This is a genomic window from Nostoc sp. MG11, from assembly GCF_014904695.1.
Taxonomy (GTDB): Bacteria; Cyanobacteriota; Cyanobacteriia; order Cyanobacteriales; family Nostocaceae; genus Komarekiella.
On sequence record NZ_JACXXN010000064.1, the window covers coordinates 1 to 24,563 of the forward strand.

19 protein-coding genes and 1 pseudogene are annotated in these 24,563 nt (G+C 41.1%); 15 read left to right on the top strand and 5 right to left on the bottom strand.

Annotated elements, in window-relative coordinates; genetic code table 11:
* Positions 1 to 211, bottom strand: a pseudogene (locus tag HCR01_RS33760) (hypothetical protein); the annotation flags it as partial.
* A 157-nt stretch (positions 212 to 368) separates the two neighbouring features.
* A complete protein-coding gene (locus HCR01_RS33765) occupies positions 369 to 2,621 on the bottom strand; it encodes an AAA family ATPase (protein ID WP_193200305.1) in 2,253 nt (750 codons plus the stop codon).
* Between the two features lie 185 nt (positions 2,622 to 2,806).
* On the opposite strand from HCR01_RS33765, the gene HCR01_RS33770 reads away from it, so the two are divergent.
* The gene (locus tag HCR01_RS33770; RefSeq protein WP_193200306.1) at positions 2,807 to 3,613 is read left to right on the top strand and encodes a ParA family protein; all 807 of its coding nucleotides are present in this window, start codon (positions 2,807 to 2,809) and stop codon (positions 3,611 to 3,613) included.
* Positions 3,614 to 4,765: a ParB/RepB/Spo0J family partition protein gene (locus tag HCR01_RS33775; RefSeq protein WP_193200307.1), complete on the top strand. Its 1,152-nt coding sequence runs from the start codon at positions 3,614 to 3,616 to the stop codon at positions 4,763 to 4,765.
* A gap of 261 nt (positions 4,766 to 5,026) precedes the next feature.
* Here HCR01_RS33775 and HCR01_RS39440 read toward each other — a convergent pair whose 3' ends face one another.
* The 3 genes from HCR01_RS39440 to HCR01_RS33785 are packed head-to-tail and all read right to left on the bottom strand — an operon-like array spanning position 5,027 to position 8,190.
* Entirely contained in the window at positions 5,027 to 5,167 is a 141-nt protein-coding gene (locus HCR01_RS39440; RefSeq protein WP_226889900.1) for a hypothetical protein, read from the bottom strand.
* A gap of 11 nt (positions 5,168 to 5,178) precedes the next feature.
* Complete coding sequence (locus HCR01_RS33780) at positions 5,179 to 5,925, bottom strand: hypothetical protein (protein ID WP_193200308.1); 747 nt, start codon at positions 5,923 to 5,925, stop codon at positions 5,179 to 5,181.
* A 60-nt stretch (positions 5,926 to 5,985) separates the two neighbouring features.
* Positions 5,986 to 8,190 carry an ABC transporter ATP-binding protein/permease gene (locus HCR01_RS33785; protein WP_193200309.1) on the bottom strand — a complete coding sequence of 735 codons (2,205 nt, stop codon included), beginning with the start codon at positions 8,188 to 8,190 and terminating at the stop codon, positions 5,986 to 5,988.
* A gap of 496 nt (positions 8,191 to 8,686) precedes the next feature.
* On the opposite strand from HCR01_RS33785, the gene HCR01_RS33790 reads away from it, so the two are divergent.
* The 13 genes from HCR01_RS33790 (at position 8,687) to HCR01_RS33850 (ending at position 24,269) form a co-directional block, all read left to right on the top strand.
* On the top strand, positions 8,687 to 9,268 hold the full coding sequence (locus tag HCR01_RS33790; protein ID WP_193200310.1) for a hypothetical protein: 582 nt from the start codon (positions 8,687 to 8,689) through the stop codon (positions 9,266 to 9,268).
* 108 nt (positions 9,269 to 9,376) lie between these two features.
* Positions 9,377 to 9,697, top strand: coding sequence for a hypothetical protein (locus HCR01_RS33795; protein ID WP_193200311.1), 321 nt, complete (start codon positions 9,377 to 9,379; stop codon positions 9,695 to 9,697).
* Complete coding sequence (locus tag HCR01_RS33800) at positions 9,681 to 12,566, top strand: hypothetical protein (RefSeq protein WP_193200312.1); 2,886 nt, start codon at positions 9,681 to 9,683, stop codon at positions 12,564 to 12,566. Before HCR01_RS33795 ends, HCR01_RS33800 begins: the two co-directional genes overlap by 17 nt.
* A 121-nt stretch (positions 12,567 to 12,687) precedes the next feature.
* Complete coding sequence (locus HCR01_RS33805; RefSeq protein ID WP_193200313.1) at positions 12,688 to 13,413, top strand: hypothetical protein; 726 nt, start codon at positions 12,688 to 12,690, stop codon at positions 13,411 to 13,413.
* A gap of 2 nt (positions 13,414 to 13,415) precedes the next feature.
* Positions 13,416 to 14,525 (top strand): hypothetical protein, encoded by a 1,110-nt coding sequence (locus HCR01_RS33810; protein ID WP_193200314.1) that lies wholly within the window; start codon positions 13,416 to 13,418, stop codon positions 14,523 to 14,525.
* Positions 14,526 to 14,529: 4 nt separating this feature from the next.
* The gene (locus HCR01_RS33815; RefSeq protein WP_193200315.1) at positions 14,530 to 15,300 is read left to right on the top strand and encodes a hypothetical protein; all 771 of its coding nucleotides are present in this window, start codon (positions 14,530 to 14,532) and stop codon (positions 15,298 to 15,300) included.
* Positions 15,290 to 16,828 (top strand): TrbI/VirB10 family protein, encoded by a 1,539-nt coding sequence (locus HCR01_RS33820; protein ID WP_193200316.1) that lies wholly within the window; start codon positions 15,290 to 15,292, stop codon positions 16,826 to 16,828. The genes HCR01_RS33815 and HCR01_RS33820 overlap by 11 nt, the downstream gene beginning before the upstream one ends.
* Positions 16,825 to 17,592, top strand: coding sequence for a hypothetical protein (locus tag HCR01_RS33825; RefSeq protein ID WP_193200317.1), 768 nt, complete (start codon positions 16,825 to 16,827; stop codon positions 17,590 to 17,592). Before HCR01_RS33820 ends, HCR01_RS33825 begins: the two co-directional genes overlap by 4 nt.
* Positions 17,489 to 18,766, top strand: coding sequence for a hypothetical protein (locus HCR01_RS33830; RefSeq protein ID WP_193200318.1), 1,278 nt, complete (start codon positions 17,489 to 17,491; stop codon positions 18,764 to 18,766). The genes HCR01_RS33825 and HCR01_RS33830 overlap by 104 nt, the downstream gene beginning before the upstream one ends.
* Before the next feature lie 18 nt (positions 18,767 to 18,784).
* Positions 18,785 to 20,485 carry a type IV secretory system conjugative DNA transfer family protein gene (locus tag HCR01_RS33835; protein WP_193200319.1) on the top strand — a complete coding sequence of 567 codons (1,701 nt, stop codon included), beginning with the start codon at positions 18,785 to 18,787 and terminating at the stop codon, positions 20,483 to 20,485.
* A gap of 8 nt (positions 20,486 to 20,493) precedes the next feature.
* Positions 20,494 to 20,988, top strand: coding sequence for a hypothetical protein (locus HCR01_RS33840; RefSeq protein WP_193200320.1), 495 nt, complete (start codon positions 20,494 to 20,496; stop codon positions 20,986 to 20,988).
* Complete coding sequence (locus HCR01_RS33845; RefSeq protein ID WP_320073237.1) at positions 20,981 to 24,088, top strand: DUF3854 domain-containing protein; 3,108 nt, start codon at positions 20,981 to 20,983, stop codon at positions 24,086 to 24,088. Before HCR01_RS33840 ends, HCR01_RS33845 begins: the two co-directional genes overlap by 8 nt.
* 28 nt (positions 24,089 to 24,116) lie before the next feature.
* The gene (locus tag HCR01_RS33850; protein ID WP_193200322.1) at positions 24,117 to 24,269 is read left to right on the top strand and encodes a CopG family transcriptional regulator; all 153 of its coding nucleotides are present in this window, start codon (positions 24,117 to 24,119) and stop codon (positions 24,267 to 24,269) included.
* Positions 24,270 to 24,563: the final 294 nt, after the last annotated feature.

Here is a 24,563-nt window from a genome sequence, read left to right on the forward strand (position 1 = left end):
AATTTTCTTCTTCAGCAGCGGTAGATTTTTCATAGGCTACCTCCAAGGAGGAAGACCAATTAGACAGCAAAGCTTCAACATGAGTGAGACTATCTTTAGCTTGCCTATATATCTTTTCATACTCTTCAACTATCGGTGCGTAATAATCCCGCAATTTTAAAAGGGCTTCTAAGGCGTTTTGGGGAGGCTCTAAAGGCAAGGGAGTATTCATAAAAATTAAAGACAATCACAGCTAATACAGTCATACAGTTATGAGATGAAATCAGCATGATTGATATGACAAATATTGTCAAACATTGCTTGTATAAAAAAGAGTGAACTTGGGTGTGTTTATTGGTAAATTCCTTCAACCTTATTTGTGAGTGCTACTACCTTTGTTTGAGATGATATTGACTCGATTCTACTGGGGAACCAGCCTGAACAAAAGCAATAGTGCTTTCCCAGCTAACAGTTTGATTGAGCAAGTAGCGAGTGAATAATTCTTTTAGAGCTTGTACTTCCTCTAATGTTAGATTGATACTCAGATGGTCTACGTAACTGGGTCGATTAGTACCAGCAGTAAACAAACGATTGAGAAATGCTGGCGTAATGTGCATTTGTGTTAAATTTTTCTCAAGAAGCACTTTTACCACCAAACCCGCGGCCTCAAAGGCGCTCCGTAAATCATCAGCATCCCAGTTGAGCATTTGATCTGACTGGTTGGCGTAGATAGACTCTTCCGCTATTATCAACCGTTCGTACAATTTTGTATCCAGTCTTTGCGATTCAAGTAAACGGTAAAGTCTTTGTGTCTGACGCGGCACTGTCTCTGCTAGTACAAGCTTTCCTGACAGAGGCAGTAATTTAGCTAAAACTTGAGCAACACTCGCTTTATTAGGTTCAGACAGTAGTGCATTGCGTCCAATAATACAGTCAAATTGTACATGCGTTGCCTGAGCAGCCAACACAGCAGGTAGTTCAGTTATTGATGCAGTTAGAACCATTGGACGCATTAGTTCTCTGAGTGTTGCTGCTTGTTCGAGTAAAGCATCAGCATTAGAGCGAGTGCGGACACAAGCATAAACTCCACCCTCTGGAACTTGACGTACTGCTTCCCAGGTAAGTAGACCACTCCCTGCATTTAAGTCTAGTACTAGATGATGACGCTGTAGTTGGGCTAAGGCGAAAGTGTGTTCGCGTACCGCAGTTAACTGTGTGCCTACTTGAGAAAGTGTGCGTTGTAACCAACGCTCACTAGCTTGGTCGGTAGTTCCATAAGTTAGCGTTTCCAAGGGAGCAACACCTATGCCTTCTACAAAAGCAGCAAGTTGAGCTTCACGTTGGCGTGCAACCTGCGTACTAACTTTCTCCTCAAAACCTTGTGCTGATGGTTGATAAAATACTTGCCCTTGTAAGCTAGCAGGGAGATATTGCTGTTCTATCCAATGATCGCGATAAGCATGAGGATAAAGATAGCCTGCTCCATGTCCAAAACCTTTTTGATCACGACTGGCATCTTTCAAGTGATTAGGAACTTCCGCCTCTCGTTCTTGCTCAATCGTAGCCAAAGCATCAAAAAAGCCCATGACGCTGTTTGATTTTGGTGCAGTTGCTAAATAGAGTGCTGCTTGCGCTAAGTGATAACGCCCCTCCGGCATCCCCACACGGTCAAACGTTTGAGCACAAGCGTTGACAAGTACAATTGCTTGAGGGTCAGCCAGTCCCACATCCTCGCTAGCGAGAATCAACATTCGGCGGAAGATGAAGCGCGGGTCTTCACCTGCATAAACCATTTTTGCTAGCCAGTACAATGCTGCATCTGGGTCAGAGCCACGTAAGCTTTTAATAAAGGCACTAATAGCATCAAAGTGGGCATCACCTTCTTTATCATATAAAACAGCACGTTGCTGAATTGATTCTTCTGCCACTGCTAGTGGAATATGAATCACACCTGTGGTATCTACTGGTGTCGTTTCTATTGCTAACTCTAAAGCATTAAGCAGTGAGCGAGCATCACCATTAGCAACATTGACCAGGTGAGCCAAAGCCTCTGTTTCAATCTGTATTGTCAGCTTGCCATAACCACGTTCAGAATCAGTCAGTGTTTGCTCAGCAATACGATACAAGTCTTCATTCTTTAATTGCTTTAGCTGGAAAATGCGTGAACGACTGACAAGTGCTTTATTTACTTCAAAGTAAGGATTTTCTGTAGTAGCACCGATTAAAATGACAGTACCATTTTCTACCCAAGGCAATAATGCATCTTGTTGGGACTTGTTAAAACGGTGAACTTCATCAACAAAAAGGATAGTCCGTTGGTTATGGAACTTGCGTTGTTGTTGAGCCGTTTCAATCGCCGCTCGGATTTCTTTTACTCCCGAAAGTACAGCGTTGATAGCAATAAAATGAGCGCGAGTGGTATTGGCAATAACACGCGCAAGAGTAGTCTTGCCTGTACCAGGTGGGCCGTAAAAAATTAATGAAGACAGTTGATCTAAACTAATAGCACGACGCAGCAGGCGTCCCTGTCCAATAATATGGTCTTGACCAACGAATTCATCGAGTGTTCGCGGACGCATTCGAGCAGCAAGTGGCGCTTCCGTTTCGATTACTTGAGTGAAATGTTGGTCAAATAAATCCATCTTGTATAGGCTTTACTAATCTTTTTAAGGAAACTACGATTCCGGCACACACTTTCACTAAACTAAGCAAGTAAATTTGAGAAAACTGATATAACATTATCTCAAAATTCCTTGGACAAAACTGATATAACGTTATCTCAGGACTGAGAGTGTGGAATGTGATTATTTAAGAACGAGAAACAATCATGCCAGCTAATTTAACGCTTTCAATTGAAACAAACGCGGGAGGAGTAGCTAAAAGTACTATTTCATACAATCTTGCTTATGAGCTAGGTGTTCGTGGCTACTCAGTTGCACTACTAGACATCGATCCTAACGAATCATTGACATTATTTTGTGGGTTAGGAGAAGTTAAAGCACTAGGGACGATGGCTAATGTTTATGACCCAGGCTTTAAGGGCAACTGGCCTTTAGTTACAGCCTGGCAAGGGAAGATTGATAGAATTCAGGTTTGTAAAGGTGGAAAAGATCTGCACGAAACAATTCGAGAAATCTCAAAAGATTTACGTGGAGCTTATATTCTTGCAGATCGGCTAAGTGATTACCCCTTATCTCACGATTTTGTAATTATTGATTGCCCTGCAACATTAGAGCCTTTACCACTTACTGCTCTTGCAGCTTCTAGCCACGTATTAATTCCAATTCAACCTGAATACAAAGCTTCTCAAAGCGCTGCTGCCATGATTGAGTGGTACTACTACAACTGCAAGCGACTGAGATTGAAACCGATTCCAAAAATCTTAGGTATAGTTCCCACTCGTTGGAAAAGTGATTGGGGAGCGCATAGAAGTATTGTTGAGGAACTTCCTTTAGTTTGTAAAAACCTAGGAATTCAGTACTTTAGCCCGATTCGAGAGTCAGCAGATATTCTTAATGCTTCTGGAAGAGGTTTACCTTTAGGAATTTACAGACCCGGCAAAGAGGCTAGAGGAGATTTTTTGCCCATTGTTGACGCACTAGTTCAAGAACTTAAGGTAATAAGAGGTCAATAAATGACAAAATCTAACCAACCAAGTGTGCTTGGAATGTTTACCGGAGCCGCTGGTTCACAGCAGATATTTGAGCTTGAAGAACGAGTAGAAGATTTACAAGCAGAAATTACGAGGTTAAAAAATGAACAGTTACATGGAAGACTGGCTGAAGAAGAACGTAGTCGCCTCAATCAAACTATTGAAGACTTGCGAGAACATTTAAAAGAATCTGGTATTTTTCAAGTCCACTACAGTCAAGTTAGACCTAATCCCAGGCAGGCAAGACAAACGTTTACATCAGATAGCATTCGCAGCATAGCTGTTTCAATTAGAGAGGAGGGGCAACAAGAGCCAATTATCTTACTGCCAGGTAATCTTATCTTTGACGGAGAACGGAGATGGAGAGCAGTTACAGAATATTTACAACCAGAAATTGAAGTACTGGATGCAGTAATACTTCCAAAAGAACTTTCAGAAGATGAATTACATGCGCGTACCTTATTAACTTGCCTTCATCGAGAAAGCTTAAACGAGCTAGATTTAGCTGAAGGTTTAATTCAACAAGTTAAGTTAGCTCTTGACATTGAACAGGAAGAAGTGGTTAGGGCTGTCAGAAGAGTAATAGCCAGATTAAATTCAAAAAAACTTTTGCCTCAATTAACCGGACTGGTTAGTATAACTAGAAAAGAACAGTTAGAAGGCATCAAACAATTTGACCTAGACGAAACTGAGCAAAGTATCTTTCTTTTATTACTACGTTTTCAACAAAATCCAGCATCAATAGATGCAAATGTCTTTCCTTGCTTACGGCTTTCAGAAGACTTAAAAATTGCCATTCGAGAATTAGGACTTGGTGCTAACCATGCTCGCTCCCTTCAAAAGCTAAACTCCAAAAACTTAAAAAACGAGGAATTTAATGCAAAAAAGATTCGAGAAAGCGCTACGTTTCAAGTTTTGCAAGAAAAGCTAACAGTGACTCAAACTCGTTCACTAGTTGCTGAAATTATTGCTGAATATGATTCTGAAAAAAAAGGCAAAACAACTCGCCAGATAAGTTCTCTAATTCGAGATGTCTCGGCAACTAAGGTTGAAAATGTTAAGCAGGAACAATTAAGAGATTTACTGTCTGTATTAGAAGCCAAAGCTAAAGAAATTCGGAGAAAGCTGGAATAATTCTATTTAGTGGTTCTGACTAAAATTAAGTGCCCTAACTGTGATGAAATCGCCATTATAAACGCAAAAAAAGTACTATCAACTACGGCGATACCTTTACTATGAGGGTAGTAATACCATTTCACTTTAAAATTGATACAAATAGGCAGCAGGGAGCAGGGAGCAGGGGGAAAGAATTAGAGACCAATCATTTGTATCAGGCATATCGTGAAATGGTATATGGAGCTTTTGCCTGGGTTAAGAGTTCTTTCTAAAAGAATATCAAGTTAGAGATAATGCAGAAGACAAGATTTTTTCACTCAAAGGTTGAAAAAAATCTTGTGCTTGCTGGCGTTTATTTCTGTCAAGCCATAGATCGGCCATTTTCTTAAAATTGTCGTAGTTAAAAATTTGATCGCTCATAATTAAAAAGGTTATTCTTTCTCATCTTCATCTTTGTAATCCTCCTCATCCTCATAAGATTCATAATCCTCATCACCATGTTCCTCATACCATTTTCGTTCTTCTTCCAGTGCCGCCTCTCTCTGTATCCTTTTCTTTTCCGCCATTTCTGCTTCTAGGATTTCTTGTTCTAGCTTTTCTCTCTCTAACCGTTCTTTCTTAAGCCTCTCTCTGTGTTGGGTTTCTTTCTCTACTCTTTCCCTCTCAATAGAGATTAGCCGCTGCTCGACCCGTTTACAGTAGAAATCCAAAGCCTTGCCTGTGGCTGCTCCGGTAACTACACCACCAGCTAAAAAGATGAGGGCAGTTTTCCAACCTGCAATGGGCCCACCACTCAACTCCAAACTAGGCTCATTGAACCACACCAGTAGAAAGAAAATTAGGATTCCAACTACTGCATTAATGAGCGCAAAAATCCTCGGTGTCAGATCAGTCTGCCGCAGTATCAACCATTGCCCCAGGGTAAGAAACGCACCAAAGAAGATAGCAGCGATGGCACAAAGAATAACATTACCTGGGAAAGTGAATGGATCTACTCTGAGGTTAATTATTAGTGGCACACAAACCAACCCAGAGAGCAGAAAGCCAAGGAATAAGCTAGCGGCGCTCATCATTGCCCAATAGCGGCCGAGATAACCCAGGTGAAATTGCAGCACCCACTCCTGGATTCCGAACATTACTAGGAAAAATGCAGCACTCGCCGTCCAATAATCAAGCATTGGTCGCTATTTTACTCATGCGCTGAAGAAGGTATTTCTAGAATAAGCCCAAATCAACTATCAACCTTTTGCTACTTGAGCAAGAAGCAAGAGCGTCGTGATGCCCCCAATTACCAATAACATTTTTACCCAAGATTCAATCACGTTAACATTGAACATCTCACCATAATTTTTGTGAACGCCCTCAATCAGCAAACGAGCTTTCGCCACGTTGACAGGGTAAGAATCATCTCGCTGTACCTTAAGTAGCCCAGGAAATTTGCATTGTTGGAAAACATTCTTGCCGTAACAATCACACACAGTAGTCTCTCGTTCATTAAGTGCTTTACGCTGACGTTGAGTTTTTGTCCAGCAGGGGTCTAGAGCCACATCTGCACCAAAGGCGCTCAGAGATACCAGCGACTCAAAAGGGTATTTGGTGAGCATTACATAGTTAATTAATTTACCAGCATCTTTAAATTCACTGGCAGGCAGAATTCCACCACCAAAAATTACCTGTGGAACCAGCACCAGGATTGTTAGCAGTGGAGCGACACTTTGAGACGGGGCGATCGCACTAGCTAGCAAACCCAAGACCATGCTACCAAAAGACGCTAAGAACAAAGTAATGTACATTAGGGCAAAAGTGCCCTTATCAACGGGGATAGAGACAGCAGCAGCAGTACAAATCGAAAGCACAGCTGACTGATACAGTGCTAACAGAAATGCCAATTGAAGCTTAGAAGCCAGATATGGCAAGACTCCAAGCCCAGCGCTGCGTTCGCGGCGATAAATAGCAGTCTCCTTAGCAATTTCTGGCATTGTAGCTAATGAGCCTGCCATCACCGCCATAATCACCGCAACGAATAGCATTGTGATAGCTTGATTCGCATTTCCAGTTTCGGTACTGAATAAATCAGACTTCCACAAAGCGAAGTTCAGCGAACCGAGAATTGGCGCTCCAGCTAACATCAATGCCAAACTCATCCGATTTTTGAGCAGAATAGCCAAATTGCGCTCGCACAACACCCCCCACTGTTGCCAAAAGCTTGGTTTGACTGGCACAGGTGGGATTTTAACATTGGGGATGGTCGAATGGCGATTAGTAATGTACTTGGCATAAAAAGCGGAAACTTTGAAACGCTCCTGCCATTGCTGTGGCGAAAGTTGACGCTCTACTTTGTCATAAATGGCATCGAAATCTAAGACTTTAAAGTAATCAAATGCCAATTTAGGGTGTCCAAAGTAGGCAAGTCTGCCGCCCTTTGCCAGAAATACAACTAGATCGGCGATTGCTACATTTTTGGTGGCATGGGTGATGAGTATGATAGTGCTACCATCATTTGCGAGTTGACGTAACAAATTCATAATCTGGAGTTCAGTGCCGGGGTCTAATCCAGAAGTAGCCTCGTCTAAAAAGAATAATCCAGGCTTAGTGATTAACTCCACTCCAATGCTTACCCGTTTGCGCTGCCCACCACTGAGCCGCTGGATCGGGACATGTTTTCTTTGAGTAAGTTGAAGTTGTTCAAGAACTTCCTGTAGGCGTTGCTGTCTTTGCTGTAAGGTGGCATTAGGTAGGCGCAACTGAGCAACGTAGTTGAGTGCCTCTGCTACCGTCAACTCGGAATGAACGATATCATCTTGGGGAACGTAACCAATACTCTTCTTGAAAGTATTGAAATGGCGGTAGAGGTTGACTCCGTTGATCAGAACCTTCCCACTGGTGGCGTGGCGTTGTCCGTTGAGTGCATCCATTAGTGTGGATTTGCCACCCCCACTCACCCCAGCAATCACGACAAATTCTTTAGGCAAGATCGACAAGGAAATGTCGCTAAGCAAGGTTGTTCCAAATAGCGGGCTAGTAGATTTATGTAATTGAACAGCATCTAGCCTCAAGCTTTGTTGAGTTGAATGAAGAGGTGGCGTTCCAGTAAGTAGTTCAGTTTTGGCTGCGGGTGCAAAGATTAGAGTTCGGGAATTGTGTATTTGGGTGAATCTGACCTCAAGGATAACAACGCCGATTTGCACTAAGCTTTCATCAACAAGTAATTGTGGTTTTGATGGCTGTATTTGAATGTTGCCTATACGCGTACCACTGCTGCTGCCCAAGTCAACTAACAAATATTGGTCTTGCTGACAAATAATTCTGGCATGGAAGCTATCTACGGATAAATCATTAATTACCAGGTCATTGTCGGTATCACTACCAATGTTGTAGGGGATTTGATCTATAGTGCATTCCTGGATAGGGTTGGTGTGGACGGTTAACTTGAGAGTCAGCATTTTGTAGCACCAGTCTTAATGCTCTGTTTATTTTGAGGCTATTTGCTGGATTAATCAACTAAATACCTAAAAACCGTAACGTGATGCTGAAGGTATAGAAGTGAAAATACTTTAATCCAGTGGACTTTTTTGACGCATTGCCCTTTTAAAAATCAGGCAGTTTTCAATCAAGTTGATTAATCGAGGGGACAACATACAGTTAACACCCCCACTCTCATAAGTTGATCAGGCTTATATTTATCAATTCATTCACAATCTCTGATGGAGGCGGCGCGTGCCAAGCCTGACCAACTTATTTTTGCTTGACCCCTTAGATGCAAAATTACAAACTTTTGTACGTTTTTTTTCTAGCGTCCTAGAAGCATACTGGTCGTAGAACTTAATATCGTTCGGTTAAGTAAAAAGGAGGAACAAGAAGCATAAATATGCTTCTTTTCACATGCTTTCTTAAATTGAGAAGTCTATTGTCGTATAACCTAGAAGTTGCAAATTAACTATGCGTACATACGAAAGAGTCGGAATAGAGGGTGGTTGTTCCACTATGGGTAGACCTGCCAGCAGAACAGCAGATGAAAATGGGACTATAGTTTTGATGCTGCTGGCGGGAGCATCAATGATTGCTCAGATGTCTGTTCACGGCACTCTTTTGGGGGCTGTGATAATAGCAGGAGCTTTAGTTGTGATCTTCCCAAATCAAGCAAAGGCTTTGTTGACTAAAATTGACAAGATTGAGAAAAGATGGGGTGTCAATCCTTATTTGATGATGCTCGGACTTTTAAGTACTGTGTTTGTTCTGGATTACATGGCGCAACCAGCAAGTGCTCAGTTCTTCCTAGAAGCAGAAAACTGGATTAAGAATACAGGTTTTGCAGGCGCAAACAACGCTGATACAGCAGCAATGGTGACGGCAATTTTCAACACCTTAAGAATGTTTTTCTTAGTATATATAGGTGTTTCGATAGTCGTACTAGTGAAAGCTGCAAGAGATGGAGACGATTGGCAGTCCGCCGCCAAAATGCCAATGATGGTTCTTCTAGGTGTTTTTATTGCTGATGTATTAACTACAGTGATTACCTGATGCCTTTTTGAGAGTATGGGAGCAGAGGATTAGCCGCTCCCTCTGCATTCCTATTCCTAGTAGTTGCAATCCAAAAGCTCAGCTTCGTGCAAATCCTTTTCAACGCTCATGCCAGAAGAGAAAAAATTCCGAACCGTAAACAGGAGCTTGGGCAAGAAACCGAGCATAGGCCCAATCCCTACAGATCAATTCTTTCCTTGGATAGGAATCCTGATTGTATCAGTACTAATTTTTTACTATATTTTAGGCGCTGGATGGTTAGCAACTTCAATGGCTTTTGGTTGGGGCTGTTCTACTTGGTGGATAGTATCTTCTAACAAAAATTTTATTAGTAAATTTATTGGAGTCCCCCGGATCAGTAGAGGATATATGCGTTTTTTACCATTGACTCAGCAAGAAAAAAGAGGTTCTGATGAAAAAAACCTCTAAACTTAAAAAACCAAAAGAGAAAATAGGAAATAAACCTTTAGATTCCAAGCAGATTGCTTTTGCTAAAAGGTTAACTCCTCTTGAAGACATCATAAATCTAGCAGGTATTTGTGATATTAGCTTACGTGGCAGAGATGGAATTGGAGCATTAATTCTTAAAAAAGGGGAGGATATTCAAATTAAATATTGCTTTGATTGTATAGGGATTCACCCTAGCATGATGAGTGAACAAATCATGCCAATATTTGACGCTATAGAAGGAGGACTCAAGGAAATCCCCGACAGAGAACTTATAACAATTCACTTTGGCTCATTCACCAATGATTTTGAAAGGCAATCTGAACTTAAAAGGGTACAAAACAATTGTGAGATAGAGCAAATACAATTACTTGTAGGCAGCGAAAGACTTCGAGTTAAGGAACTAACAGAGAAAGGGATTCGCAAAAATAAGTTTCTCCGAATTTGGTGTACTTTTACTGTGACAAGCGATGATGAAAGTGCATCAGATTTTGCGGAAGTCATAATTAAAAAACTCTTAACAGCCTGGCACGGATTTACCGGGGAAATTCATCAAATTAATAATAAAAGAATTGAAAATATTTTGATAAATTCTTTTGTGGAAGGATTTAGCTATTGGGAGCAAATAATTAGCAATAAAATGGGGCTGAATGCTAAAGCTTTAAGTGCAGAAGAAATTTGGAGCGTTGTCTGGCGACAGTTTAATAGCACAGAACAAACATCTATTCCTAATCCCCTGAAACTAAACGACCAAGAATTGATAGAACATCAAACTAGTGATTTTCATATCAAGCATCATATATTGGAGAATGAGAATTCAATTCCCTTCTTTGATAGACAGTGGGTAAAAATTCAAGACAAATATATCGGTGCTTTGACTTTTAGCGAAAAACCAGGGGGTTGGTTAAATGAATACAGCCAATTGCGATATCTTTGGGATGTGATGAGTCGAGAGAAAGTTTCGGACACAGAAATTTTTTGTCAAATATCAAAAGTGTCTCAGGGGATAACTCGCTCAACTTTACAATTGCTGACCAAACAATCAATTATGTCTAGTAAATTGTCAGTCGAAAAGGATAGCATTGATGTTGGAGCAAATCTCAATATAGAAGAATCAGTAGAAGCTCAAAAAACATTGTACAAAGGTAGCACAGTTGTTAACACAGATGTAGCTTTCTTAGTACATCGCAATACTACACAAGAATTAGCCGATGCAACTCGATATATTTCTAACTGCTTTTTACGTCCAGCCGTAGTCAGTAGAGAAACAGAAATTGCCTGGAAAGTATGGCTTCAATGTTGCCCTTTCGTATGGGAGCGCTTATTGTCAAATCCATTTGAGCGTCGATTGACTTACTTTAGCTCTGAAGCCCCTGGCATCATGCCATTAATTCGCACTGCTACAGGAGATAGAAGCGGGTTTGAATTAATTGCCTCCGAAGGTGGTACTCCAGTTCATCTTGATTTGTACAATCAACATAAGAACATGGCTGTGCTTGGAGCAACTCGTTCTGGGAAATCTGTACTTGTTGCCGGAATTTTAACCAATGCGATCGCCAAAAATATTCCAGTTGTCGCTCTAGATTACCCTAAACCAGACGGCACTTCAACTTTTACTGATTATACAAATCTACTTGGAAGCGATGGAGCTTACTTTGACATCTCTAAAGAGTCAAATAATCTATTTGAATTGCCAAATCTTCGGGGAATGAGCGAGGATTTGCAAAAAGAAAGGTTATTAGATTTTCAAGAGTTTTTAAAATCAGTGCTAATGACAATGATCTGTGGTACAAGTACTGGGAAATTAAATCCCTCAATGGTGTCTAATATTGAATCGATTATTTCTTTAGCTTTGCAGACATTCTTTAAGGACGACCAAATCCGACTGCGCTATCAAGCATCTATCAAATGCGGCTTAGGAACTCCAGAGTGGGATGATACTCCAACATTAAAAGATTTCTGCAAGTTTTGTACGGCTGGATACATCAATCTTGATTCCCTAGCAAGTAATAGTGAGGAGGTGAAAGAAGCTTTAGGGCAGATTGAAATTCGGCTGAAATCTTGGTTGGCTAGCCGAATTGGGCAATCGATTTCAAAACCATCTACTTTTAGAGCTGATGCTAAACTTTTGGTGTTTGCCTTACGTAATTTATCTAGTGAAAGCGACGCAGCTATATTAGCGTTAAGTGCCTACGCCGCTGCACTTCGCAGAGCATTATCTTCTAAAGCTAGTATATTTTTCTTGGATGAAGCACCAATTTTGTTTCAATTTGAATCGATTGCTGATTTGATTGGTAGGCTTTGCGCTAATGGTGCGAAATCTGGGATTAGAGTCATACTTTCGGCCCAAGAACCAGAAAGTATATTTCAGAGTAAAGCTGCATCAAAGATATTTGCAAATATCACAACTCGCTTAGTCGGCAGAATTCAAACTTCCGCTGTCGCTCCGTTCATACAGAGATTTCAATATCCACATGAGATTATCAGTAAAAACAGCAAGGAGTCATTTTACCCAGCTAAAGAAGGCATTTATTCTCAGTGGCTTCTTGATGATAATGGCAAGTTCACTTTCTGTCGTTACTACCCTGCTTATTGCCTGTTGGCGGCGGTGGCCAATAATCCTGATGAACAAGAACTTCGTACGCTGTTCTTGAATAAATACAAACACAATCCTATTCTAGGCTTATTTAGATTCAGCCAGGATTATATCAGAATGATTCGCGGCGAAGAACTTTCGCTAGAAGCAAAAACGTTATTGAAGAATTCAGAAATCAGAATCCAGGAGTCAGAACAAGAAAGTGGGGGATTCAGACCCTCCACTTTCTTGTTGACCGCTAAATCGAAAATTTAGCTCTTGGCTTAAACCCATTTATTCATCTGCCAGTCGTACAGAATTTAATTCTGAATTCTGACTCCTGATTCCTGAATTCTGTTCTGAGAAAAACTGTTAATAATAGCTTGGAGAAAGTAGCATGAAAATAGATAAAAGCAAGATAGTTGTAGGCACTATCACAATTGTAATTACTAGTGTAGCGATCGCTGCTCCTGGTTCGGCTTTGAGTTTAAATCAGTTCTTGAGCGATATTGTAACTAGTCTGCAATCCGAAAATCAAAATGGTAATACGATTGCCCAGCAAGCAATTAATGATGCTTGGGAAAATATTAAAAAAGATGCTTTGGCTTCAATGCAAGAAGAACAGGGAGATATGGGTTCTTCAGATCCAGTTGGTAGTAGTCAAAGATTAAGAACCAGACTCAGAGAAAGTCGCTCTCAATCAGAAGCTAATCGTTACGCTCAAAAACTAGAGGTAGAACTCACAAGATCTGCCATATCTGCACTGACTGGAAAACAGGGACAGTCAGAAACTAAAGAAAAAATTGAAACCACTGAACAAGCAGCCCAGTCAGCCAGAGATTTTGCAGATCAGGCACAGTACGTAGATTCATCACAAGAAATACTCAGAATCATGGCAGGGCAAAACGCTCAGATAGTATCAATGCTGGCACAACAGCGTACTGATACACTGCCTGCTAGGCAAGACACGGCTCATTCTAATCTAATGCTGAGCCAAATTGCTGAAAACTCTTTGGGCGAACAGGAGAAAGAACGGATCAAGGATATCGGACTGACTTCACTTTCTATTGAATTAACTGGAATTTCGGTACTAGATCCTTCTATTAAAAAATCTCCTGAATAATTATGTATTTATTCGCTCAAGGCGCTTTTGCAGGCGCAGACCTGGTACAGCAAGCAACAGACATGGCAACAAACGTTGCCACCGGATTTAATCAGCTTTGGGGACAGGTGATTACAGGCCCTTTGTATTTTAGTATCTGCGATGTTGGCAAGTTATTTGCGATCGCCACTTTGATATTTTTCATTGTGGAATGGACAAAGCAGATGGTAGCAGGGGAGGAACAGCGTGCATTTACCTCTTTCATTTGGCCGATGATAGTAGTTCTTTTTCTGTCAAATAACGGCGCACTATTGGGCAAAAGTACTTTGGGAATGCGGGATTATGTAAACAATGTAAATAATTACGTGTTGTCATCGACAGTGGCAGGGCTAACACTGAGAACTGCATTTGAAAAAGCAGTAGGGGTAACATCTGCTCGTTCGGTAATAGGCAGAGAAATTCAAGAATGTCAGACAGACTCTCGCACACCTCAAGAGAGTGTCGATTGCTTAAAATCAGCAAAAGACAGACTTCAATCTCAATATCCCGAATATTTCATAGGTAGCAGTGGCCCGTTCTCTTGGTTAATTCAAAGAATTGACAGAATTATTAGTGCTCCAATTGATGCAATTCAATCAGGGGCAAACCCATTGCAAGTTATTTTCTCTCCATTTTCAGCAATAATTGGCTCTCAAATTATCACAATCGTGTCGATTATCCTTTTAGGACTTAGTGGAGCTTATCAGTGGGGATTAGAATTAACACTATTGGTAACAGCTTTAATTGGGCCAATCGCCCTTGGTGGTTCTTTACTTCCTTATGGAGCTAAGTCAATAGTTACTTGGTTTATTGGGTTTTTCACAGTTGGATTCAACAAACTCTGCTTCAACATTATTGTCGGACTTGCTGGACAATTGATTTCTCAATCGAGAGCAGATCAACCCTTGTTTTTCTTATTTTTTATTGGATTGGTTGCGCCATTTCTGGCTACCGGATTGGCGGCTGGAGGCGGAATTGCAATTCTTCAACAACTCAACAAGGCAAGTGATATGTATATATCTCTCGCCAATAACGCTATTAATTTTGCTGTGACTCAAGGATTAAGTAGAGCAACTAGAACTATCAAGGGTTGAAACAATGAAGGACGCCAGTACGCAAAAATCGCTGTTGAGTTATGGCTCGTATACTTCTACTAAAGTAGGACTAGTAGCGATCGCTGGTTGCTCAATAGCAACTATTTCACTTTTAATCCAAATCCTCAACTATGGAGCAATTAAAAGATTTAGCAATCAAGCCCCCACTCTTGTACAACTAGCATCAGGAGAAACAGCTTTTGGTAAATCAGTTAATTCTAATGAACGTTCTAACGAAGTTATTAAAAAATTTATTGCTGAGACATTTATTAAAATGTTCAACTGGGATGGACTTGTTCAAACTTCTAATGAGCAAGGTGAGGTAGCAACCAAGGCTGATACTGGTGTAGAAGTTCAAGGACTTTCAAGTACTACAAAAGTCACAACCAAGGCTTTTGAAGCGGCCTTTGCTCTTTCTGAGAAAGCCAACTTTCGAGCAGCATTTCTACGTAAACTAGCACAGATGACGCCAAGCGAAATCTTTAATGCAAATGCTCAAGTATCTTTTGTACCGCGATTTATTTCTGAACCTCGCCAAATTGGAGAGGGGAAATGGCAAGTAGATGTCGTTGCAACTTTAATTACTTTTACGCGAGCTGACAATGCTGGCAAAGGAATTCCTTTTAATAAACGGATTACTGTTGAAGCCATAACGCCTTTGCTGCCATCGTCTCAGCCTACAGATTTGGCATCTAAAGTTTATACATCTCGAAGTTCTGGATTAGAAATTACACAAATTGTTGATTTAGATCTTTCACGAAAAAATGGAAAATAATCTAATTGTTACTGAGGATAAATCCTCTTCAGTAAATGAAATTTTAAATTTGGATGAACCAGAAGAAGAAAATTTGACATCAGAGCCAGATGTAGATATTTCGCAGGCAATAAGTAAGCAGACAGCGGTTACTTCTCCTTGGTCAAAACTAGTTTTAATTGCACTCCCTATTGGCTTGGGATTTCTGGTTTTCTTCTTGATGTTAAATGGAATTTTCAACCGTGCTACATCTAATAACAATCAACCTGCTGTTGCTGAGCAAAAAAATAATGAGCTTGATCCAGGACTGCTTCGAGCAGAAGACAAAGACGGCGATGTTTACGCTCAATTAGCTCTTTCTAGCCAAGAAGATGAACTTGCTAAGTTAAGTAAGACAAATCAAAAACCGAAGAATTCTCCGACAAAGCCTAAAGCACCAGTTGCTTCCCCAGTACCGAGAATTAGTCAAGCTTCGAGCGCATCTGCTTCACGTCCATCCACGCCAACCGCTTCGCCAAGAGCAGCTTACGTTCCTCCTCCGGCATTTTCCAGGGAACGCAGTTTGCCGAGAATAAGAACCCTTACCCCTACTCGCACACAAGCAGCAGATCCACTTTCTGAACTTGCTCGCTTACGAAGTATAGGTTCTTTCGGGCAAATAGCTTATGCTGCAAATTCAGATAAACAACCGATTCCAGCATACGAGGATGAAGCTATTCTTAAAAGAAAAACTATACCAACAGAGAAAAATCTACCTGAAGATTTGCCCTCGACTAATTCAGAACAACCAACCTCAACTGGCATAGAAAAGATTCGCCCTCTTTGGCAGAAAACCAAAACTCCAACTGGCAATAAAATCGCTAGTGTCAATAATGAAACTTTTGAGGCAAGAGTACGCTATCTCGTCACTGGACAATTAGCTGATGGAGTATTAATTACACCACTTGTCAAAGAACAGTCATCTAATATTAGACAAGGGCAGGACAATCGAGACGGCGATAGCAGACGCTATGTGGCTCAATTAGAGCAGGATTTACGCGATAACTATGGAAGAATAGCTGTCTTGAAAGGTAGTTTACTGGCAATTGAGTTAATTACTGTAGATGATTCTAGTTACGCCAAAGCTCAAGTAACTTCAATAATTAGGGATGATGCTGAATATCCAATTAGCAAAGGAGCAATTACAGTTTTGGGCGCTGGTGGAACTCCTTTGATTGCTCGTCCCTTTAATGATAAGGGTGGCGAAATTGCTCAATATGACTTAACACTGGGGCTGGTTAGCGGATTGAGCAAAGTTGGTGAAATCATTAATCAGCCAGATAGCACCGAAGATATTAGAGACAGAGAATACCGAAGCACTCGCACCAGTGGGGGCAATCGCAATCTGGGAGGCGCAATACTTGAAGGAGCTTTTGGTTCTGTAGGCGAAATCTTAAGTGAACGTGCCAAGAAATCTACCGATGAAATCATTGATCGCCCTGACGTCTGGTACGTCCCCAAGAACACTAAAGTGACATTTATAGTCAATCGCACTTTGGAGTTGCCATGAACCTAGGTAAAATCGCTACTGGTTTACCAACCCAATTTTGCCATGTAGGTCGAGCAGGGGGAGCGGGGGGAGCAGGGGGAGCAGGGGGAGAAGAATTGCTGAAAAATAATTCTCTTTCCTCCCTTGCCTCAAGAGCCTCAAGAGCCTCAAGAGCCTCCCCAGCCCCCCCTGCTTGCCACCATGCAAAGTTTGCTTGGTGGACTACTACTTGGACTTGGCTTATCGTTGGCTACTTTAGCCTAACTCCATTAACGGTATCTGCTGCACCCGTTGTCCGCACTTTCAGACAGTCTCAGGTAAGTGGTGCTACTGCCACTCTACAAACAATACATGTGTGGGATGGTCACGGAGTAAGCATTTCATTTTATCAAGTCAACGAGGTAGTCAAGCGAGTCTGGATTGACGACCCCTCCCAAATCTTGATTGACACTGATGGCTGCTTGGAGGGAATTAACAAAAACTGTCAAAGCTCTGGTGCGGGACTGATTCACTTGCGGCGAATCAAAAGACTCGATGTTTCCGGGCTGCCTAAAACTTGGGCTACTCACTTAACAATCATTACCGAAGCATCAGGAGGCGAACGCAAATCTTACCATTTTCAAGTTGCCCCATCTAACGGAAAACCTAAGTACAGCCAAATCTCAATCGTAGAGCAACCAGATGTCAAACCCTATATCAGACAGATCAACCCAAGCCAAGAACCAACAAGACCTCCTGAGATATCTAATACTAGCCGGACTCTTAGGAGGGTTATTCGTCCATAGTTTTTGGAAATATGGAATTCTCAATCAGGCGATCGGTTTCATATTACCCAAAGCCTCAGCGCAAGTTCCTTATGTTGATGATGGTACAGGATTTATCCCTGATTGGTCGAGGATACGTTTCATCGACATGGTTGTTCAAGACAGCGGCAGTGTTACTTACCAAGGCAACAGAGGTAACGAAACAAGGGCTTGGCAATCTGGACAAAGCATAGCCGAATTTTTAGAGCTTGGCGACTTTGAAGATTCGGAATTCCGAATCGAAGATCTCACAATTAGTGGTATCTCCAATGTGAGCAACCTTGACCTCGGTTCATACCAGTTGTCTAACTTTCAACTCCTTGAATGGCAGACATTGGCTGATTTGAACGCTGCTATCCCTAATCTTGGCAACAAATATGTCAGCACCATACCACCTATTAGGCAACTCGTTTCTAAAGTAACAGGTTTCAGTGGAGGCAATAGGCAAGTCAAAGACGTTATCAGAGATTATCGCCTTAGCAAGGCTACATTTGGTAAGAATGTTAATCTCGATAATTATCAGTTGACTTCCATTCCTGGACTTATCGATGCACCACTCAAAAAATTTAGGAATTGGCAAGATAGCCGCATTGATGGTATTCCGGGACTATCATCTCTGGGATGGAATAATTTTCCAGGCATCCCATCTGTTAATACTTCCTTTGTGGGTAAAGTAGACCTACCTTTAGGAGATTTAGAAGCCAATCGCTCTCGTTCCATCTCAGGCAGTTTTCAAGAAGGTTTCAACGTTCCATGTCTGCAACCTAATTGTGCTCACTTTGAAGCTGCTGGCCCCGGCACAACTACCGGTATGCAGTGGATATCTGGTAAATCTCAACAAGTTAGAGGTGGCTTTGGAATTCTAAAAGCGCTTAACGCAGGAAAAGAACCTACCGGGCGAAATCCTTTTGGAACGGCTTTCAAACAAGTAGTTTGGGAAATCAATGAAGCAGAAGGATCTGTCCAAACCGCAATGTTTTTCAGGATTTGCAAAACTATCCCCTTTGTTGGTCGTACTTGTTCGCCTTATTTTATTGGGCCTGTTCCTTTTATCAAGTATCGCGAGAAAGACCCAATTATTTTTGGCGATCCGATTAGCTTCCAGCATCCCATTATACCTAGTCCGGCTTATTATTTCCCTTTCAATCATGCTTAAGCATTGTATTACTCAATTATGTCTTACAAGCAGATAATTCAACAAATACAAGATCCCCAAGATGCTGTTGGGCAGTACACTCACCATCTAGTTAGCCCTACTGGACTGGCACTCTCAGGAGCAGCTCTCGCCTACATTGCTTTAAACCTGCTACTAGGCAATTCTAAAAATAAAAGAATTGCAACTAGCTATTGGGGAGGAAAAAAAGAAGTTTCCACTGCTAAGAAGAAAGCACTTAAACAAATCGCATCTCCCAAGTGTGACAGTGCTTCTTTGTGGATTGGTAAACGTAGCTTAGACTTTACTCTTTACGTTCCCGATGTACAGCGAGGAACAGTGGCAATTGGTGCGCCGGGAAGCGGTAAAACTTATAGTGCCATCAATCCTATGCTTTTTGCAGCAATTGAACAAGGATTTCCGATGATCCTCTATGACTTTAAGTATCCATCGCAAGCCAAAATTGCAGCATATGCCAGAACTTTAGGGTACGACGTTCACGTTTTTGCTCCGGGGTTTGCTGAATCAGAAGTCTGCAACCCCCTCGATTTCTTGCGAGATTCGTCTGATGCTGAAACAGCCAGACAGTTGGCAACAGTAATTAATAAAAACTTTCGGATTCTCACTAACTCAAATGAAGATGGTTTTTTTGGGCCATCAGGAGATCAGTTAACCCAAGCAATCTTAATGTTGACCAAGGAGTTTGGTGATTATGCTGATATCTTGACCTCTGCTTCTATTCTCTCTAGTGAGAAAATGGTCGAGCGACTGATGGCTGCTAACTTAAATCCCTGGGTTAAGATTGCCTTTGGGCAGTTGTTTAGTTCCGCGAATAGTGAAAAAACAGTTGCAGGTATCACTGCCACAGCATCGTTAATGTTCACCCGATTCATTGCCAAAAACACTCTCGGCTGCTTCATCGGTAAGACGACTCTTCCTTTGGAAATTGAAGGCAAGCAGATGATCATCTTCGGACTGGACAGAGAGCGCAGAGATGCTGTTGGCCCTTTGATGACTAGTATTCTGCACATGACTGTAGCCAAAAATATTGCTAAGAAAAGGCAAGACCCCTTAGTGGTGGCGTTGGATGAACTGCCCTCAATTTACTTGCCCGACCTATTTAAGTGGCTCAACGAATCTCGAAGTGAGGGGTTTTGTGGCATCTTGGGTTGGCAAAACATGGGGCAAATTGAGAAGAGTTACGGCAAAGAAATCGCCAGAGCAATATTAGGTGCATGTGGAACTAAATTCATTTTTAACCCTGGCGAAAATGAGTCAGCAAACTTATTCTCTGAGTCACTAGGCTCTGAAGAAATTCGCTACAAGCACAAAAGCCGCTCCAGTGGAGGTGGAAAGTCTACTATGACTACTAGCGAACAGGAAAAAACCAAGAAGTTATTCGAGTCAGCACAGTTTTTAAAATTACCTCCAGGCAAATGTGTGCTTGTCAACCCGGCTTACGCTAATTCCAAAGAAGGATCTGTCCCCATACTCAAAACAGTAAAAATTCCTAAAGCTCTAGAAGATATTGATAATTACAATCAACAAAATTGGAAAAAGATAATTAATCAAGTTGCTCGTAGGAGTACTCAAAAAACACTAACACAATCAGACTTAGAGGCACGAATTAGAGAAGTAGATAAAAAATTCCCTATTCCTCAGCAGCCTGTCGAAGCTGGAGTGCAGCCATTATCGGCTGATGATGTCAAAGCACTGTTTTGAGGTTCGACGTGGATATTCAAATCAAGGAATCAGCGATCGCTAACTTCGATATTATTTACCAACTTGATGAAGCCAAACAAAGGCTTGACGGACACTTAATAGATATTACTGCTCGCTCTTTAAAAATTGTCAACACTTTCTATACACAAACGAAACATAGACCTCTACTTAAAAAGCGTGGTATTCATGTCAATATTGTCCTCAAGCAAACTTCAGGGGTTGTTTACACTGAATTTTGCAATGAATGTTGCAAACTAATCACTTCTCAGTATATACGCTCTCTTGGCTGGGATGATTTACAGCATATAGTTTTTATTGAAAATAGAGATGATGTAGTGGAAATAGACGCTATCTTTAATCGAGTTATTAGCAGCACTCAATTCATTCACATCAAAGGTTTGAATCCTACTCGAAAACAGTACAATTTCCTCCACCAAGCTGTTGAAGAATATCGTAGTAAGAAAGTTGTTCAACTAAACGAATGGTTAGACAATCGTGTTTGATGAGCGTTCTTTAAATCTAGTTTCGTCTTACGTGACTTTGACACATAGCGCTGTCACAAGTATCGGCATTATTTGGCAGAAAGGTATAATGCCTTTGCTAGAAGCTTACGCTGAACGTTTAAGGCAACAAGCAGAATTAGAAGCAACGCAAAAAACACCCTCTGATGAGCAACTTCAAATTGACAATCTTGATTTTGATGACACAGATTACTTAGAAAAGGCAATCCAAAGTCTCCCTGACCCACCACCTAAAGAAATACCCCGCGGGAATATCTTTGATACTGATGTAACTCCTCCACAACATCTAGATGAAAAGCACTGGACAGAACTTGTTAAAGACAGCTACATCCATCCTGATATTGCCGCTAAAAACTTCAAAACATTACGCTACGACCACGGAGCACAAGAAAATGAAGCCTGGAGCCATGTCTTATACAGTGACAACTTAGAACGAATTAATACGGGTCAACTCAATCGTAAAACTTTGGAAACCTTTGCTCACTTAGATGCAGGGGGATGGTGGGGCGAAGGTGGGGTCGATGCTCGGTCTTTTCCCGGATTGGAATCAGGGCAACAACCAGACATCAAGCTTTGGGGATGTTGTAAACCCAACGAACCTAGAACTGATCCAAACAAACCTGATAAAAAAATTAAGTATGAGCATCCTTTCAAGGAACCTTTAGCTGTTTTCTTACTTGAACCAACCGAAGAAATTGCTAATCAAGTCTACCAAAAGGCAGGTGTTAGTCCTAGTGATAGCGATCGCACTAGTGGCTTTTGGTACTCTGTTTGGAAGCATAATATTCCAGTCGTTGTCACCGAAGGAGCCAAGAAGGCAGCAAGTATCTTAAGCCAAGGAGATGCGGCGATTGGTTTGCCTGGAATCAATGCCGGATACCGCGTTCATGATGAACAGAAGAATGATATTCCTCCGCAATTGCGTGAGGAGTTTGCCATCTTCGCAACCGAGGGACGGGAAATTAAAATCTGTTTTGATTATGACACACGCCCCAAAACTATACGCAGTATCAACCAAGCGATTAGTCAAACTGGAGAGCTTTTAGAACAAAAGGGTGTAAAGGTTAGTGTGATTACTGTCCCTGGTACAGAGAAAGGGGTGGATGATTTAATTGTTTCTCGTGCCCCATCTGCTTATCACCAAATCAATCAATCAGCCTTGCCCCTAGAAAAGTGGAAGGAATTACAAGAATCTAACAAGCTCAACCGCCAAAAAACAATTTTCTTGAAAAACGGTCAAGCCTTAAAACTTGACACTCAGGATAACCAAACTCATATCAATGTCAATTCTCACAACTTTTCTCCAGAGCTAGGAGAAACTGGAATTAACGAAACTATTCCAGATCCTTGGCTAGACACAAAACCCATTGTCCAGAATAATGAACATATTGCCTATTGTGCTAAAAATATTGTTGATGAATACGGGCAGATGCAAAGGCAAGGAGATTACAGCCAAAGTATTTATAGAGCAGAAAGTTTTACAATCGTCAAATCAACGCAAGAAATTCGTGATTGGGGTGACGTTAGCTCTTACTCTCTACATAAAAATAATTCTTTGGGATATCAAAAAGAGCAACTAGCGTACTTTAGCTTTGAATCTAGCACGCCTGATATTCGCTTATCTGCCGACTTTAGGAATTCATTCACATCTGAAAAGCAAGACTTTCTCAGGGTAGCAGATGCTCTGAATAAGGGTCAACAACTTCCCCCTCGTGACGACCCACAAAAGCTATCAAGTTTTCTTGGTTCTTTAGAGCCACAAGGAACGCAAGCTAAATTAAATAGCTTGATCAAGGATAAATCTCCTGTGATTAATAACGAACCCAATAGCAGCATTAAGCCAATTATCAAAGACAAAAAATATATTAATATTAATCTTACTCATTCTATTGTAAATCAACCAAACAGTAGCATTAATCCTAAAGTTAGAGTAACTGAGGATAATAGTGTTAAAAATGAAAGGCGCGAAAGTTTCCAAAACGAAACTCACAAAAAGATTGCCTTTGCTGCTAATAAGATTTTTACTGCTTATAAAACCCAAATTTATAAAAAGAATGCTTCACCTAGCGAAACATATAAAGGTGAAAATTTTGTAATTACTAAAGGACAAGTTAACATCCAGGGAGTAATCTCACCTTTATACAGTCTTTATTCGCACTCTGACCAAAAGACCCCTTTGCTCAGCTATGTCACAGATGAAAGCAATGCCCCGTTTACAGCTCAAGTTTCTCCTGCTTTGCCAGAGCAATTAAGGCAAGACTTCTTAAGAGTTGCCTCGGCGCTTGATTCTGGGCAAAATCTCCCTCCCCTCCAAGACTATGAAAAAATGTCTGAGTTCCTTGGCTCTTTGTCCCCAGAAGGAATACAGACTATATCAGATGCATTTAAAAAGGATAAAACTATGATTGAAATTAAAGATAATCAACCACCCCAGTCTACACAAGTAGCTCCACGTCCCTCTGCTCCTGATATTATTAATAATATTAATCCTGACCCACAAAAAATTTCCTCATTCCAAATGGCGAAGATGGTCAAAGATATGATGAAAGAGGCTCAAAAAGAAGGGCTGTCTTTTACCCAACCTACTCCACAGGAGCAAAAGCTTGCTCAAGAAGATCTGAAAAATCTCTTAAGTAAGTCTCGTAACGTTGAGCAGTCAAAGGAGCAAGCCAAACCTGAACCTGAGCCAACCTCACTCAAAAAAGATGGACTAGATAAATCTACACTCGAAGCGATCGCCTCAATTGCACAAAGGGGAGTTGATTTACCTGTTTCCCATAACTCAGATAAAACTATCCGTGTCTACCAAGGACAAACTTATAAAGCATCTGTCGAGAAAGAGGGTAAAGCGTCAACTATAACCCTTGAACGTAGCAAAGGAACTCCTGCATTAGCTGTTGAGGCATACAAAGCTCCAGGCAATACAGACTACGAAGTAGTACACAATAACCTCACACAACAAGAACAGCAGCGCATACTTGAATTTAATAGGCAGCAGCAACAGCAACAACTAATCAGAGAATCTCAACCGCAGCAACAAAAGCAACACAAACCTCAAGACAAAGGGGTTGAAATTGGTTAGCTATTCTTCACAATTTACCGGACACAGCATGAACAAGAAATGGGCCGTTAAACGCATGACTATAAATCTGACATCTACCGAAGTCAAAGAATTGAAAAAATATTGTCAGCAAACAGGCAGACCTGCAACTGATGTAATTCGGGAACTTATTCGCTCTCTACCTACAACTAAACCTCGATAATATTAGCGATGTCTGCGACAAGTCTTTGTGATCTACGCTTGTTCAAGTATTAAACAAAAATGCTTCTGGAAGAGTTACCCAGAAGCATTATGGTGTGTTTTAATTGAACCTTCGACGAGTTCAACATTTACAGTACTATTGTACTATAAAATGAGTATCCTATCCTAACAGTATGGTTTCACCACATTTGCAACTTTCATTAGACCTCTTGCAAAAGTCCCATGAGGGTGGGACAAGTAGGTTAGAGCATTCTTGACATCTATGACGTACGAAAAGGTAAAAAACCTTAAGCCA

What these genes read in the sequence shown, in the direction of transcription:
- HCR01_RS33765 (WP_193200305.1), bottom strand. Translation starts at nt 2,621, where the DNA reads ATGGATTTATTTGACCAACATTTCACTCAAGTAATCGAAACGGAAGCG.
- HCR01_RS33770 (WP_193200306.1), top strand. Translation starts at nt 2,807, where the DNA reads ATGCCAGCTAATTTAACGCTTTCAATTGAAACAAACGCGGGAGGAGTA.
- HCR01_RS33775 (WP_193200307.1), top strand. Translation starts at nt 3,614, where the DNA reads ATGACAAAATCTAACCAACCAAGTGTGCTTGGAATGTTTACCGGAGCC.
- HCR01_RS39440 (WP_226889900.1), bottom strand. Translation starts at nt 5,167, where the DNA reads ATGAGCGATCAAATTTTTAACTACGACAATTTTAAGAAAATGGCCGAT.
- HCR01_RS33780 (WP_193200308.1), bottom strand. Translation starts at nt 5,925, where the DNA reads ATGCTTGATTATTGGACGGCGAGTGCTGCATTTTTCCTAGTAATGTTC.
- HCR01_RS33785 (WP_193200309.1), bottom strand. Translation starts at nt 8,190, where the DNA reads ATGCTGACTCTCAAGTTAACCGTCCACACCAACCCTATCCAGGAATGC.
- HCR01_RS33790 (WP_193200310.1), top strand. Translation starts at nt 8,687, where the DNA reads ATGCGTACATACGAAAGAGTCGGAATAGAGGGTGGTTGTTCCACTATG.
- HCR01_RS33795 (WP_193200311.1), top strand. Translation starts at nt 9,377, where the DNA reads ATGCCAGAAGAGAAAAAATTCCGAACCGTAAACAGGAGCTTGGGCAAG.
- HCR01_RS33800 (WP_193200312.1), top strand. Translation starts at nt 9,681, where the DNA reads ATGAAAAAAACCTCTAAACTTAAAAAACCAAAAGAGAAAATAGGAAAT.
- HCR01_RS33805 (WP_193200313.1), top strand. Translation starts at nt 12,688, where the DNA reads ATGAAAATAGATAAAAGCAAGATAGTTGTAGGCACTATCACAATTGTA.
- HCR01_RS33810 (WP_193200314.1), top strand. Translation starts at nt 13,416, where the DNA reads ATGTATTTATTCGCTCAAGGCGCTTTTGCAGGCGCAGACCTGGTACAG.
- HCR01_RS33815 (WP_193200315.1), top strand. Translation starts at nt 14,530, where the DNA reads ATGAAGGACGCCAGTACGCAAAAATCGCTGTTGAGTTATGGCTCGTAT.
- HCR01_RS33820 (WP_193200316.1), top strand. Translation starts at nt 15,290, where the DNA reads ATGGAAAATAATCTAATTGTTACTGAGGATAAATCCTCTTCAGTAAAT.
- HCR01_RS33825 (WP_193200317.1), top strand. Translation starts at nt 16,825, where the DNA reads ATGAACCTAGGTAAAATCGCTACTGGTTTACCAACCCAATTTTGCCAT.
- HCR01_RS33830 (WP_193200318.1), top strand. Translation starts at nt 17,489, where the DNA reads ATGTCAAACCCTATATCAGACAGATCAACCCAAGCCAAGAACCAACAA.
- HCR01_RS33835 (WP_193200319.1), top strand. Translation starts at nt 18,785, where the DNA reads ATGTCTTACAAGCAGATAATTCAACAAATACAAGATCCCCAAGATGCT.
- HCR01_RS33850 (WP_193200322.1), top strand. Translation starts at nt 24,117, where the DNA reads ATGAACAAGAAATGGGCCGTTAAACGCATGACTATAAATCTGACATCT.